13 protein-coding genes are annotated in these 13886 nt (G+C 70.3%); 6 read left to right on the plus strand and 7 right to left on the minus strand.

Annotation, left to right across the window (positions count from 1 at the left end; translation table 11 throughout):
- Positions 1-65: 65 nt before the first annotated feature.
- From L942_RS25550 to L942_RS25560, 3 genes are all read right to left on the minus strand, one after another.
- Entirely contained in the window at positions 66-272 is a 207-nt protein-coding gene (locus tag L942_RS25550) for a hypothetical protein (protein ID WP_037365140.1), read from the minus strand.
- A gap of 231 nt (positions 273-503) precedes the next feature.
- A complete protein-coding gene (ku, locus tag L942_RS25555) occupies positions 504-1367 on the minus strand; it encodes a non-homologous end joining protein Ku (protein ID WP_037365456.1) in 864 nt (287 codons plus the stop codon).
- Positions 1368-1590: 223 nt separating this feature from the next.
- On the minus strand, positions 1591-1956 hold the full coding sequence (locus tag L942_RS25560; protein ID WP_037365142.1) for a VOC family protein: 366 nt from the start codon (positions 1954-1956) through the stop codon (positions 1591-1593).
- Positions 1957-2054: 98 nt separating this feature from the next.
- On the opposite strand from L942_RS25560, the gene L942_RS25565 reads away from it, so the two are divergent.
- The 3 genes from L942_RS25565 to L942_RS25575 all read left to right on the plus strand — a co-directional run bounded on the left by L942_RS25565 (position 2055) and on the right by L942_RS25575 (position 6461).
- Positions 2055-2681, plus strand: coding sequence for a TetR/AcrR family transcriptional regulator (locus tag L942_RS25565; RefSeq protein ID WP_037365144.1), 627 nt, complete (start codon positions 2055-2057; stop codon positions 2679-2681).
- Positions 2682-2724: 43 nt separating this feature from the next.
- On the plus strand, positions 2725-4458 hold the full coding sequence (locus tag L942_RS25570; protein ID WP_037365145.1) for an ABC transporter ATP-binding protein: 1734 nt from the start codon (positions 2725-2727) through the stop codon (positions 4456-4458).
- Positions 4459-4556: 98 nt separating this feature from the next.
- Positions 4557-6461, plus strand: coding sequence for an ABC transporter ATP-binding protein (locus L942_RS25575; RefSeq protein WP_235079406.1), 1905 nt, complete (start codon positions 4557-4559; stop codon positions 6459-6461).
- 267 nt (positions 6462-6728) lie between these two features.
- Here L942_RS25575 and L942_RS25580 read toward each other — a convergent pair whose 3' ends face one another.
- Positions 6729-8477, minus strand: a complete 1749-nt coding sequence (locus L942_RS25580; protein ID WP_037365147.1) for a pyruvate dehydrogenase — start codon at positions 8475-8477, stop codon at positions 6729-6731.
- 126 nt (positions 8478-8603) lie between these two features.
- Between L942_RS25580 and L942_RS25585 the strand changes: the two genes are divergently transcribed.
- Positions 8604-9350: an SRPBCC family protein gene (locus L942_RS25585; protein WP_037365148.1), complete on the plus strand. Its 747-nt coding sequence runs from the start codon at positions 8604-8606 to the stop codon at positions 9348-9350.
- 2 nt (positions 9351-9352) lie between these two features.
- Here L942_RS25585 and L942_RS25590 read toward each other — a convergent pair whose 3' ends face one another.
- The 3 genes from L942_RS25590 to L942_RS25600 form a co-directional block, all read right to left on the minus strand.
- A complete protein-coding gene (locus L942_RS25590; protein WP_037365149.1) occupies positions 9353-9721 on the minus strand; it encodes an SPW repeat protein in 369 nt (122 codons plus the stop codon).
- A gap of 60 nt (positions 9722-9781) precedes the next feature.
- Positions 9782-10126: an STAS domain-containing protein gene (locus L942_RS25595; protein WP_037365150.1), complete on the minus strand. Its 345-nt coding sequence runs from the start codon at positions 10124-10126 to the stop codon at positions 9782-9784.
- A 76-nt stretch (positions 10127-10202) separates the two neighbouring features.
- Entirely contained in the window at positions 10203-10901 is a 699-nt protein-coding gene (locus L942_RS25600) for a DJ-1/PfpI family protein (protein ID WP_037365151.1), read from the minus strand.
- Between the two features lie 98 nt (positions 10902-10999).
- On the opposite strand from L942_RS25600, the gene L942_RS25605 reads away from it, so the two are divergent.
- Positions 11000-11977: a GlxA family transcriptional regulator gene (locus tag L942_RS25605; RefSeq protein WP_037365152.1), complete on the plus strand. Its 978-nt coding sequence runs from the start codon at positions 11000-11002 to the stop codon at positions 11975-11977.
- 59 nt (positions 11978-12036) lie between these two features.
- Positions 12037-13842: a YibE/F family protein gene (locus L942_RS44790; RefSeq protein ID WP_037365153.1), complete on the plus strand. Its 1806-nt coding sequence runs from the start codon at positions 12037-12039 to the stop codon at positions 13840-13842.
- The last annotated feature ends 44 nt before the right edge of the window (positions 13843-13886 follow it).

Consider the following 13886-nt stretch of genomic DNA (forward strand, 5'->3'; position numbering starts at 1 on the left):
CCGGCTACCCGATCGGGTTGCGGCGTCCCGGCGGCGCGGCGTGGCGGCCGGATCGCCGCCGAAGGTCAGGAAGCCTGCCGCAGCAGGGATTTCTCCGCTTCGGCGCAGGTGCACCCGGAGTCGACGGTGTGGCAGTCGATGATCAGGCCGTGCCGGACCCGGTCCAGGTCGACGCAGGACGGGTCGGTGCATTCGGCGAACCCGCGGTCCGGGTGGACCACCAGGGTGCCGTGACAGTGGTCGATGCCGCTCGTGCAGAACGCGCACTCCATGCTCAGCCGCCTTCCGCTCAGGTATTCGAGTCCCCGGCCCCGGTGCTCCGCGGCCGGACTCCTCCTTGGTACCACTGGAATTCTCGCGGTCGCAGAATACCCGGCGGCGTGTCGGCCCCACGGACCGGTGAAGTACGCCGCACTCGCTCACCCGGCGTGACAATCGGCATTTTCCGGACGGCAGCGTGAAATTTCCCTGTTCCGCGCCGCGGAACACCCGCCCGCGCTCGCTCAGGCGCTCTTCGGCCGCCGAGCGCGCGCGGCTGGTTTCTTCTCCGCGGCTTTGCCTTCTTTTTTCGTCTCCTTGGCGGTCCCGCGGGTTTTCTTCGCCGCCGACACGCTCGCTTCGAGCGCCGCCATCAGGTCGACGACCTCGGCCTTCTCCCCCTGCTTCGGCGCGCCGACCGTCTGCCCGCCGCCCGCCTTCGCCTCGATCATCGCTTCGAGCGCTTCCCGGTAGGAGTCCGAGTATTTCTCCGGCTCGAACACCGGCTCGGACAGCGAGTCGATCAGCGATCCGGCCATGGTCACCTCCTGCGGGCGGACCTGCGGCGGATCCTCGTGCAGGAACGGGAAATCCGGGACCCGGACCTCGTCGGCCCACAGCATTGTGGTCATCACGAGGACGTCGTCGACGACGCGCAGCAGCGCCAGGCTCTCCCGCTGGCGCACCGCGACCTTCGCGATCGCCACGTGGCTCGCCTTCTGCAGCGCGTCGCGCAGCACCACGTACGGCTTCACCGCGTTCTTCTGCGGTTCCAGGTAGTAGGTGCGGTCGAACCGGATCGGGTCGATCGACTCCAGCGGCACGAATTCGAGCACGTCGATCGAATGCTGGGTGGGCAGCGGCAGTTCGGCGAGGTCGGCGTCGGTGATCACGACCATCTCGCCGTCGGGCAGCTCGTACCCCTTGGCGATGTCGGAGTACGGCACCTCTTCGCCGTCGATCGAGCAGAACCGCTTGTACTGGATCCGCCCGCCGTCGGCGGCGTGCACCTGGCGCAGCGACACGTTCTTGTTCTCGGTCGCCGCGTACAGCTGGATCGGGATGCTGACCAGCCCGAAGGACACCGAGCCCTTCCACATCGACCGCATGCCGCGCACCTCCGCCGAGTTCGCCGGTACGTATTCACGCTCGGTGACCACCGTAGCCGCGATCGTCCGAATCCGACAGTCCGCGCACGTAGGGGGCCTGCCCGCGGCCACTGCGAGTGCGCGGGTGCCGGATACCGCACGGGCGCTCGATCGGCTCGGCCCGGTCGGTGCCGGGCAACCAACGGCTTCGCGCCGTCGACCAGGGCGGACGTCCGCGCTCGGCTCAGCTCGGAGTGCCCGGGAAATGCGGGTTCTCGATCACCCCGACCAGGTTCCCGTCCGGGGTACGCACCAGCGCGGTCCGGATTCCGCCGCCGAAGTCGGTCACCGTCGCGCGTTCGGTCGCGCCCTCCCCGACCAGCTTCGCCAGCGCGGTCTCCACGTCGGGCACTCCCCAGTACGTCACCGGCCCGTCGCCGTTCTCCGCGCGGCCGTTCGGGTCGAGCGCCAGTTCGTAGCCGTGGACGCAGTACCCGACATCGAACGGTTCGTCGAAGTACGGCGGCACCCCGAGCACCCGGGTCCACCACGCCTTGGCCGCGGCCAGGTCGTCCACCGGATACACGATCGTGCGCAATCCGTCGAACATGTGTTCATCCTGGCATAGACTGGACTTACGAGAACGAAACTTTTCGCGGTCCGCATAATTTTTCGCAACACGCAACTTTCGCTGCTACTCTCGGTCCGGTGACCTCCACCGCGCCCCTGGGCCTCCGCGAGCGCAAGAAACGAGCCGCGCGGAGGGCGCTCGCCGAAGCCGCGCTGCGGATCGCGCTCGAGCGGGGCCTCGACCAGCTGCGCGTGGAAGACATCGCGAACGAGGTGGGCGTGTCCCCGCGCACCTTCAACAACTACTTTTCCAGCAAGGAGGAAGCTGTCTGCGCCTTCATCGTCGACCGGCAGGAGCGCGTGCGCGAAGCGCTCCTGGCGAGGCCCGCTGACGAGCCGCTGTGGGACGCGGTCGTCAACGCCTCGCTCAGCCGGTTCGCCGAGGACGACCGCCCGAACCGCGAGGACGTGCGGCGGGTGCGCGCAATGATGCGGGACGGCGGGCTGTTCGCCGAGATGCTGCGCGCGTACGCCACCGTCGAGCGCGTGCTGGCCGACGCCATCGCCGAGCGGGCGGGCGAGCACGCAAATCCGTTGCACGCCCGGCTGATGGCGAGCATTGTGCAGAACGCTTCGCGCATCGCCTTCGAGACCTGGCTCAATTCGGACTCCGACGACGAAGAGTTCGTATCGGCCTTCACCGGCCTCCTCCGGGAGGCCGCCGCCGGGATGCCGGCACTGGCCGCGCCCGGCGCGGCCCGCTAGACCCGAACCGACGCCATTCACTTCTTTGGGGGAGAGCCCGACCGTGCTGGTCAAACTGTTGCGCAGCTACCTGCGCCCGTACCGGGCCGCTTTGTGGCTCGTCGTCGCGCTGCAACTGGTGCAGACGATCGCCGCGCTGTACCTGCCCACGCTCAACGCCGACATCATCGACGGCGGCCTGGTCAAGGGCGACACCGGCTACATCCTGAAGATCGGCGGCGTGATGCTGCTGGTCACGCTGGTGCAGATCGCCGGGTCGATCGGGGCCGTCTACCACGGCTCCCGCGTTTCCGCGGCCGTCGGCCGCGACATCCGCGCCGGCGTCTTCCATCGCGTGCAGGATTTCTCCGCCCGCGAGATCGGCAGATTCGGCACGCCGTCGCTGATCACCCGCACCACCAACGACGTCCAGCAGATCCAGCTGCTCGCCGGGCTCACCTTCACGCTGATGGTGTCCGCGCCGATCATGTGCGTCGGCGGCATCGTCCTCGCGCTGCAGCAGGACGTTCCGCTGTCCGCGCTGCTCGTGGTCATCGTGCCGGTGCTGGGCGTCGCGATCGGCCTCATCGTGATGCGGATGCGCCCGGCGTTCCGGCTCATGCAGAAGCGGCTCGACCGGATCAACCAGGTGCTGCGCGAGCAGATCATGGGCATCCGGGTGATCCGCGCGTTCGTGCGCGACCAGCACGAGCGCGAGCGCTTCGGCCGCGCCAACGACGAGCTGTTCACCGTTTCGCTGCGGGTCGGCAGGCTGATCGCGCTGATGTTCCCCACCGTGATGCTGGTGGTGAACGTGTCGAGCGTCGCCGTGCTGTGGTTCGGCGGGCAGCGCGTCGACAGCGGAGCGATGCAGATCGGCGCGCTCACCGCGTTCCTGGCCTACCTCCTGCAGATCCTGATGGCGGTCATGATGGCCACCTTCATGTTCATGATGGTGCCGCGCGCGGAGGTCAGCGCCGAGCGGATCACCGAGGTGCTGGACACCGAGTCGAGCGTGCACCCGCCGGAGCGGCCGCTGCCGGCCGGGACCGAGCGCGGGCGCCTCGACCTCGCCGGCGTCGGATTCCGGTACCCCGGCGCGGAAAAGCCGGTGCTGCAGGACGTGTCGCTGCTCGCCCGGCCCGGGGAGACCACCGCGATCATCGGCAGCACCGGCAGCGGGAAGACGACGCTGCTCAACCTGATCCCGCGGCTGATGGACGCGACCGAGGGAACTGTGCGGGTGGACGGCGTGGACGTGCGCCAGCTCGACCCGGACGTGCTCTCGTCGGTGGTCGGCATGGTGCCGCAGAAGCCGTACCTGTTCGCCGGGACGGTCGCCAGCAACCTCCGCTACGGCAATCCGGACGCAACGGACGAGGAACTCTGGCACGCGCTGGAAGTCGCGCAGGGCAAGGACTTCGTGGAACGGATGGAACAGGGCCTCGACTCCCCCATCGCCCAGGGCGGCACGAACGTCTCGGGCGGGCAGCGGCAGCGGCTGGCGATCGCGCGGATGCTGGTGCACCGGCCGGAGATCTACCTGTTCGACGACTCGTTCAGCGCGCTCGACTACGCCACCGACGCCGCGCTGCGCCGCGCGCTCGCCGAGGAAACCCGCGACGCGACCGTCGTCATCGTCGCGCAGCGGGTCAGCACGATCCGCGGCGCGGACCGGATCATCGTGCTCGACGACGGCCGCGTCGTCGGCACCGGAACCCACCACGAGCTGATGGACGCCAACGAAACGTACCGGGAAATCGTGCTTTCGCAGCTGACCGAGCAGGAGGCGGCGTGAGCGAGGAAACGAGAACCGCCGTCGCGCCCGGCGCCGACGAACCGGCCGCCGCCGCTCGCGACAAGACCCGGCCGCAGCCCACCGCGGGTCCCGGCCGGATGATGGCCGCCGGCATGCCCGCCGAGAAAGCGCTCGACTTCAAGGGTTCGCTGCTGCGGCTGCTCCGGTTGCTGCGCCCGCAACGGGCGGCGCTGGCCGGGGTGCTGGTGCTCGGGGCGATCGGCGTCACGCTGACCGTGCTCGGGCCGAAGGTGCTGGCCCGGGCGACCGACCTGATCTTCGCCGGCGTGATCAGCAAGAACCTGCCGCCGGGTGCGACCAAGGACCAGGTGATCGAGGGCCTGCGGGCGCGCGGGCAGACCACGCTGGCCGACATGTTCACCAGCGTCGATCTGCGGCCCGGCCACGGCGTCGATTTCACCGCGGTCGGCCAGGTGCTGATGATCGTGCTGGCGCTGTATGTCTTCGCGGCGTTCCTGGGTGTCATCCAGGCGCGGCTCACCACGAATCTCGTGCAGGGCGCGGTGTTCCGGCTGCGCCAGGACGTCGAGGCGAAGTTCGCGCGGCTGCCGCTGCGCTATTTCGACCGCCAGCCGCGCGGCGAGGTGCTGAGCCGCGTCACCAACGACATCGACAACCTGGCGCAGTCGCTGCAGCAGACGTTGTCGCAGATCGTCACATCGCTGTTCACCGTGCTCGGCGTGCTGGTGATGATGTTCGTGATCTCGCCGCTGCTGGGCGTGATCGTGCTGCTGACGGTGCCGCTGTCGGTGTTCGTCGCGGCCAAGATCGGCAAACGCGCGCAGCCGCAGTTCATCCGGCAGTGGGGGACGACCGGCAAGCTCAACGCGCACATCGAGGAGATGTACTCGGGCCACTCGCTGGTGCACGTCTTCGGCCGCCGCAAGGAGGCCGAGGAGGTCTTCCGGCAGCAGAACGAGGCGCTGTACGAGGCGAGCTTCAAGGCGGCCTTCATCTCCGGCACGATCCAGCCGGGGATGATGTTCATCGGCAACCTGAGCTACGTGCTGGTCGCGGTCGTCGGCGCGCTGCGGGTCGCCTCGGGCAGCCTGACCCTGGGCGACGTGCAGGCGTTCATCCAGTACTCGCGCCAGTTCAGCCAGCCGGTCACGCAGATCGCGAGCATGGCGAACCTGCTGCAGTCCGGCGTCGCCTCGGCCGAGCGGGTGTTCGCGCTGCTGGACGCCAAGGAGCAGGAACCGGAGCCGGAGCACCCGCGGCGCCCGGAGGTCGTGCGCGGCCAGGTCGAGTTCGAGCACGTGTCGTTCCGCTACCTCGAGGACACGCCGCTGATCGAAGACCTGTCGCTGTCGGTCGAACCGGGCCACACCGTCGCGATCGTCGGCCCGACCGGCGCGGGGAAAACGACGCTGGTCAACCTCCTGATGCGGTTCTACGAAATCGACGGCGGCCGGATCACCTTGGACGGCGTCGACATCAAGGCGATGGACCGCGAAGAACTGCGCTCGAAGACGGGCATGGTCCTGCAGGACGCGTGGCTGTTCGGAGGAACGATCGCGGAAAACATCGCGTACGGCGCGGACAACGTCACCCGCGAACAGGTCGTCGAAGCCGCGAAGGCAACCTACGTGGACCGCTTCGTCCGCACCCTCCCGGACGGCTACGACACAGTCCTGGACGACGAGGGCGGCACCGTCAGCACCGGCGAGAAACAGCTGATCACCGTCGCCCGGGCGTTCCTGGCCAAGCCCGCGATCCTCATCCTGGACGAGGCCACCAGCTCGGTCGACACCCGCACCGAGGTGCTGATCCAGCACGCCATGAACTCCCTGCGCACCGGCCGCACGAGCTTCGTGATCGCCCACCGCCTCTCCACCATCCGGGACGCGGACGTCATCCTGGTGATGGAAAACGGCAACATCGTGGAACAAGGAAACCACGAAACGCTCATCAACGCCGGCGGCGCCTACTCCCGCCTGTACGCCGCCCAATTCGCGGAAGCCATGGCAGAAACGGAATAACCCACCAAGAACACCCTGAGGGAATCTGATTCCCTCAGGGCTTCCCTCACGCGCGAAAGACCGCAGCCAGCACACCCAACAATCGAGGCACCCAGCCCCCGCCCCGCACCCCGATACGAAGCCTCCCTGCGGTTCGGGGGTGCTTGACAAGGCACGCTTTCCCGCCTTGACAAGCACCCCCGAACCGTCAGCACAATCAGGCTTCGGGGTGCCCCACGCACGCCGGAGGGCGCAATGTCGCCGCCAGGCGACGAGCCGCCCCCGCCATCAAGGCCGAGGAATATTCCGCAAATTAGACTTAGCCAACTCCAGCATCTTCCCCACTCCCCCACTCAACACAGTCTTACTGGCCGCCAACGCAAACCCCTTAACCTGCGCCGCAGTAATATTAGGCGGAATAGACAACGCATTAGGATCGGTAACCACATCCAGCACCGCCGGCCCGTCATGCGCCAAAATATCCCGGATCCCGTCCCGAACCTCCCCAGGCTTCTCCACCCGCCGCGCATGCAACCCGGCCGCCCGCGCGATCCCCGCGAAATCGACCTGATCGTGGTCGGTGCCGAACTCCGGCAGCCCGTCCACGAGCATCTCCAGCTTCACCATCCCGAGCGACGAGTTGTTGAACACCACCGCCTTGACCGGCAGGGAATGCGTCTTGAGCGTCAGCAGCTCCCCCATCAGCATCGCCAGCCCGCCGTCCCCGCACATCGCCACTACCTGCCGCCCGGGAGCGGCGGCCTGCGCCCCGATCGCGTGCGGCAACGCGTTGGCCATGCTCCCGTGCACGAACGACCCGAGGATCCGCCGTCGCCCGTTGGGCGTGACATACCGGGCAGCCCACACGTTGCACATCCCAGTGTCCACAGTGAACACCGCGTCGTCGGAAGCTTCCTCGTCCAGCACATCCGCCACATACTCCGGATGCAGCGGAATATGCTTGGACACCTCGTTCGTGTAAGCGTCGACCACGCGCTGCAGCCCGCGTTCGTGCTTGCGCAGCATCGCATGCAGGAACGACCGATCGCCGCGTTCGCGCAGCCGCGGCAGCACCGCCCGGATCGTGGCCCCGACGTCGCCCTGCACGCCGAATTCCAGCACCGACCGCCGTCCCATCCGAGCCGGGTCGATGTCCACCTGCACGGTGTTGCGCTGCGGCAGGAAGTTGTCGTACGGGAAGTCCGTGCCCAGCAGCAGCACGAGGTCGGCCTCGTGCATGGCGTCGTAGCAGGCGCCGTATCCGAGCAGCCCGCTCATCCCGACGTCGAACGGGTTGTCGTACTGCACGAACTCCTTGCCCCGCAACGAATGCCCGACCGGAGCCCCGACCGCCTCGGCGAGCGCGAGCACCTCGTCGTGCGCGTCCCGGCACCCCGCGCCGGCCATGATCATCACCTTTTCGGCCCGGTCGATCCGGTCGGCGAGGCGAGCGATGTCCGCTTCGGCGGGCACCACCGCGGGCGGGCTGCCCAGCGACGCGGACTCCCCGGTCGCGTGCGCGGCGGGTTCGTGCGACACGTCCCCGGGCAGCACCAGCACGGCAGCCCCGCGCCGCCCGACCGCGTTCTGCACCGCGATCCGCGCGAGCCGCGGCATCTGCTCCGGCGAACTCACCATCTCGCAGTAGTGCGAGCACTCGGCGAACAGCTGCTGCGGATGCGTCTCCTGGAAGAACCCGGTGCCGATCTGCGTCGACGGGATGTGCGAGGCGATCGCGAGCACCGGCGCGCCGGAGCGGTGCGCGTCGTAAACCCCTTGCAGCAGATGCAGGTTTCCCGGTCCGCAGCTGCCCGCGCACACCGCGAGCCGCCCGGTGAGCTGCGCCTCGGCCGCGGCGGCGAACGCGCCGGCCTCCTCGTTGCGCACGTGCACCCAGTCGATCCCGCCCCGCGCCGAACCGCCGGTGCGGCGCACCGCGTCCACCACCGGGTTGAGGCTGTCGCCCACCACCCCGTAGATCCGGTGCACGCCGGATTGCACCAGAACGTCGATCAACTGGTCGGCCACGGTTGCCATGCGTCTGCGTCCCTTCGTGAGAGTCCCTTCGCAGTCTGGCGCCGATCGGGCGAACCGCCACCGCATTGACAAGTATTGTTGTCAATGGCACGGTGATCACGACCGACCCGAGGAGGAACGCCGCAGATGCCACGCGAGTTCGAGGTGCGCAAAGAGGTTCGGCTGCCGGCGGAGCCCGAGGCCGTGTGGAAGGCAGTCGCGTCCGGGCCCGGCATCGATTCGTGGTTCATGGGCAGGCACGAGGTCGACGCCGCGGCGAAGCGGATCCGGTTCCGCCTCGGCGAGATGCGCACCGAGGCGGAGATCACCGCGTGGGATCCCCCGCGGAGGTTCGCCTACCGGGGCGAGGCGGGCGAGGACGGCACGTTCGACGCCATGGAGTTCCTCGTGGAAGCGGCCGAGGGCGGCACGTCGGTGCTGCGGTTCGTGCACCGGGGCTTCGTCCAGGACGGCTGGGACGACGAGTACCACGAGTCGTTCGCGGTCGGCTGGGAGATGTACCTGCACACGCTCGCCGAACTCCTCGCCCACTTCCCCGGCCGCTTCGCGACATACGTGTTCGCGGACGGCCCGGCCTCGTCGGCAAGCCGGGACGCCTGGCCGAAACTGCTGGCCGCGCTCGGCCTGCCCGCGGAGCCGTCAGTCGGCCAGCCGGTCCGATTCGGCGTCGGAGACCGCACGGTAGAAGGCGTCCTCGACTACTCGACCCCGAATTACGCCGGGGTCCGCACCGAGGACGCCCTCTACCGCTTCCACGAACGGTCCCTGCTCGGCATGCCGGTCGCGGTCGGACATCACCTGTTCCGTCCGGACGTCGACGAAACGGCCGAAAGCGCGACGTGGCGCCGTTGGCTCGCCGACGCGCTCGGCTGACGTCAGCGGCGGCGCAGGAGCAACGCCGCGCCGCTGGCCGCGACGACGACCCCGGCGACCACGTTGCCAGTCACCGCACCGGCCGACGGCACGGTTTCGTCGCCGTAGCGGAGCACGAACGGGGACACCGCCGTCCACGCCCCGAGTACCGGAAGCACCCAGGTCAGCGCCTGTGCGCCGGAATCCCGAGCCCGCATGGCGGCGAAGACGACGATCGCGAGCCCGGCGACGGTGTTGCTCACCGCGAGTTCGGCGGCCCCGCCGAAGCGCAGCAGCCAGGGCGCGGCGATCAGGTACAGCCCGGCCAGCACAGCGAGGCCCGCTGCACCCCCGGAGACCGCGGTCTTGCCGGACATCGTGCTGGTGGACATCTGGGATCACCTCAGCAGCTCTCGGTTGCCTTCCCCGGGTACCCAGATTCCGGCCGGGATTCACGCCCCCGCGGCGGCACACGCCTCGCGCAGGCCGCTGCGGACCGGCGCGTCGATCCCGGACACCGCGAAAACCCGCAGCACGAGCGGGCGGGTCGCCACGATCGAGAGCGCCGGCCGGACGCGGCGGGTCTCTTCGAGCGCGCGCAGCCCGGCGCAGCTGAGATATCCGACCCGGGACAGGTCCACCACCAGTTTGCCGCCGGCCCCGGAGGCGGCCGACAACGCGGAGCGGAACCGCCCCACCGACGCGATGTCGATCTCTCCCGCCGCCGTGACCAGCACGATGTCGCCGTCTCTCCGGCTGGTGAGGACGGTGAGACCGGCCGCCCCGCGAGCACCCATTGGCGGAACGGTACGCGTCCGCGCGGCCCGGGCAAACCGGCCCTGCCTCAGGTGGGTGGGGCAGTTCACCGGAATGTCACTGGCGCGCCAGGAGTTTCTCGCGCAGCTCCGGCTGATCGGCAAGACCTTCCCGGACCGTGCGTTCCACGAACGGCCGCAGGTGCTCGTGCGGGGCGAGCGACCACTCGAGCGGGCCGAGCGGCGGTTGCGGGTCGTATTCGATGCCGAACTGCACGAGCCGGGCGGCATCCGTTCCGCTCATCCGCTCGACCAGGTGCAACGCCAGGTCGATGCCCGCCGACACGCCGGCGGCGGTGATCACCGGCCCGGCGTCCGCCCAGCGCCGCCGGACCGGCTTGGCCCCGAACGCGCGCAGCGCCTCCAGGAACGTCCAGTGCGTGGTCGCCTCCCGGCCTTCGAGCAGCCCGGCCCGGCCGAGCAGCAGAGACCCGGTGCACACGGACGTCATCAGCTCGGCGGACGTCGCGGCCCGGCGGAGATATCCGATGAGCGTCTCGTCGCCGAGCGCGCGCAGCGTCGGCGCGGCGCCGCCGGGGACCAGCACCCAGGCCGGGTCCGGCACCTGAGCGAAAGTGTGGCTCGGCGCGATCCGCAGCGGCGTGTCGGTGTCGGTGGTTTCCAGCGTTTCGCCCACCACGGCCACGCGGACCGAGGGGTCGGCCGCCGCGAAGGAGGTGAGCACTTGCAGCGGGCCGACCAGGTCCAGGACTGTCAGGCCGGGGTACACGACGAACGCGAAGGTTTTCTGGGGCATGCCGCCACCGTGGCGGGTTCGCGGGCGGGCCGGGACACGTTTGTCCGAAATCCTGCGAACCTGGTCGTTCCGGCCGGGCGAGCTGCTACGGTGCGGCCATGCCGAGTACCGCCCGGCAGGTCGTGATCCTCGGGTACCCCGACGCCGAACTGCTCGACATCGCCTGCGTCTCCGACGTTTTCGACGCCGCCACCCGGCTCGGCGCGGCCCGGCCGTACGAGGTCCGGCTCGCCAGCGTCGACGGGCGTCCCTTCGCCTGCCAATCCGGGCTCACGCTCACTCCGCACGTGCGGATCGACCAGGTCCGCGGCCCGCTGGACACGTTCGTCGTCTCCGGCGGGCTGGGGCACCACGCCGCCGCCAAGGACGAACGGCTGCTGGCGCACGTGCGGCGGCTGTCGCCGCAAAGCAAGCGCACCGCGTCGGTCTGCACCGGGGCGACCGTGCTCGCCGCCGCCGGGCTGCTGAGCGGTCGTCGCGCGACCACGCACTGGTCGCACGCGGCACGGCTCGCCGAGCAGTATCCGTCGGTGACCGTGGACCCGGTGCCGCTGTTCGTGCGCCACGGCGACGTCTACACCTCCGCGGGCGTCACCAGCGGGCTCGACCTCACGCTCGCCTTCGTCGAGGAGGACCACGGCCCGACGCTCGCCCGCGAGGTCGCCCGGTCGCTGGTCACCTACCTGCAGCGGCCCGGGAACCAGGCGCAGGTCAGCATGTTCCTCGCCGGTCCGCCGCCGGAGCACCGGCAGGTCCGCGACCTCACCGCGTACGTCGCCGAGCACCTCGCCGACGACCTCGGCGTCCACGCGCTGGCGAACCAGGCCGGCATCAGCGCCCGCCAGCTGACCCGGCTTTTCGACGCCCACCTCGGCACCACGCCGGGCAAATACGTGCGGACCGTCCGCGCGGAACACGCCGCCCGGCTGCTGTCCGGCACCGAACTCCCGCTCGCCGCGATCGCGCGACGCTGCGGTTTCGGCTCCACCGAAACGCTCCGGCAAGCGTTTCTGGACCATTTCGACACGCCGCCCTCGGCGTATCGAAGGGTGCACCTGCGTTCTGCGCACGCCTGAACGAAACGCCCGCTTCCTCCCCCACCCGGTACGGGTGAACCGGGCGCCGGGAGGGCAGGATGTCCGCCGTGGCACCGCACGACTACCCCGACCAGGACCCCGACGACATCGGCCCGCCGCCGCGGGTGCCGGGCGAATCCGCGTCCCCGTCCCCCGCCGTGCCGCCGCCCGTCCGGCCGGACGGACCGCGCCGGGTGCGCCGCGCCGAATCCGGACGACCGGCCGCTCCCGAACCGGGGCGGCCCGTTCCGCGCTCCGGCGATTCCGAACGCACCGGCGAACCCGGACGCGCCGCGGGGCGTTCCGGCTACCCCGAACGCACCGGCGAGCCCGGGCGAGCAGCCGGGCGCTCCGGCGAACCGGGCCGGCGAGCCGAGCGGCCCGGAGAAGCCCGCCGTCCGCGAGCCACCGCGCCGCGGCCCCCTCAACCCGGCGCCCCGCGCTCGGCCCAACCGGGCCAGCCGCGGTCCGCCGATCCCCGCGGCGGCGCCCAGTCCGGCGAACCGCGCCTTCCCCGCCGCGCAGGCGACACCCCGCCGCCGGCTGCCCGTCGCCGTCCGCCGGCCCGCCCGCCACAGTCCGAAAAGGACACTCCGCGCCCCGCCGCGGCCGAGGAGACTCCGCCGCCCGCCGGGCACGGCCACGGGCACGGGCACGGCCCGGCCGCCCCGGCGTCGCAGCGAGTCCGCAAACTCCTGATCTGGCTGCTGGCCCCGCTGGCCCTGGCGACCGTCGTCGGCATGATCGTGCTGTACCCGTGGGGCAGTTCGCTGCCGAAAAGCGCGGTACCGCAAGGCACGCCGGTGCAGGCGGCGATCACGACCGCGACGTCCGGCCCGTGCTTGCAGCCCGGCCAGGTGCAGGTCGGCTCGCAGCCGGACCCGAACGCGAAACCCTGCCTCACGGTCGACCTGCAGATGTCCGACGGCCCGGCGGCCGGGAAGCCGGTGCGGCTCACCGTCCCGATCGAGCCGAGCACGCCGAGGTTCACCGCGGGCGACAAGGTCGTGCTCGCCTACAACGGCGGCGATCCGCTCGATCCGCAGTCGTTCACCCTCGTCGATTTCCAGCGCGGCACGCCGCTGGTGCTGCTCGCCGCGCTGTTCGCGATCGCCGTGCTCGTGCTCGGCCGCTGGCAGGGGCTGGCCGCGCTGGTCGCGCTGGTGCTGAGCTTCGTGGTGATCGTGCTGTTCGTGCTGCCCGCGATCCTCGCCGGGGAGAACCCGCTGCTGGTGGCGATCGCCGGGGCGGGCGCGATCATGTTCCTCGCGCTGTATCTGACGCACGGGCTCTCCGCGAGAACCTCGGTCGCCGTGCTGGGAACGCTGGTCAGTCTCGCGCTGATCGGGATCCTGTCGGCGATCTTCTCCGCCGCCGCGTCGCTCACCGGCCTGGACGACAGCACCACGACGCTGATCGCGTCGCTCGGCCACGGCATCGACGCGCGCGGCCTGCTCCTGGCCGGGATCGTGATCGGCGCGCTCGGCGTGCTCGACGACGTGACCATCACCCAGACCAGCGCGGTGTGGGAACTGCGCCGCGCGAACCCCGCGCTCAGCTGGCGCGAGCTGTACCGTTCCGGCCTGCGGATCGGCCGCGACCACGTCGGCTCCGCGGTGAACACGCTGGTGATGGCCTACGCCGGGGCGGCACTGCCGGTGATGCTCTACTCGGCGATCTCCGGCGTCGGCCTCGGTTCGCTGCTCGGCAGCGAGGACATCGCCGGGGAGATCATCCGGACGCTGGCCGGTTCGGTCGGCATCGTCGCGGCCGTGCCGGTGACCACGGTCCTGGCCGCTCTCATCGCCGCGCGCGAGCCGGTTGCGCACCTCATCAGCACCACGAAACCCGCTGAATCACACTAGCCACACCCCGGCTGACCCGGTCGGACGCGGGCGTCGCGGATGAG

The sequence above is a fragment of the Amycolatopsis orientalis DSM 43388 genome (assembly GCF_000411975.1).
Classification (GTDB): domain Bacteria; phylum Actinomycetota; class Actinomycetes; order Mycobacteriales; family Pseudonocardiaceae; genus Amycolatopsis; species Amycolatopsis orientalis_D.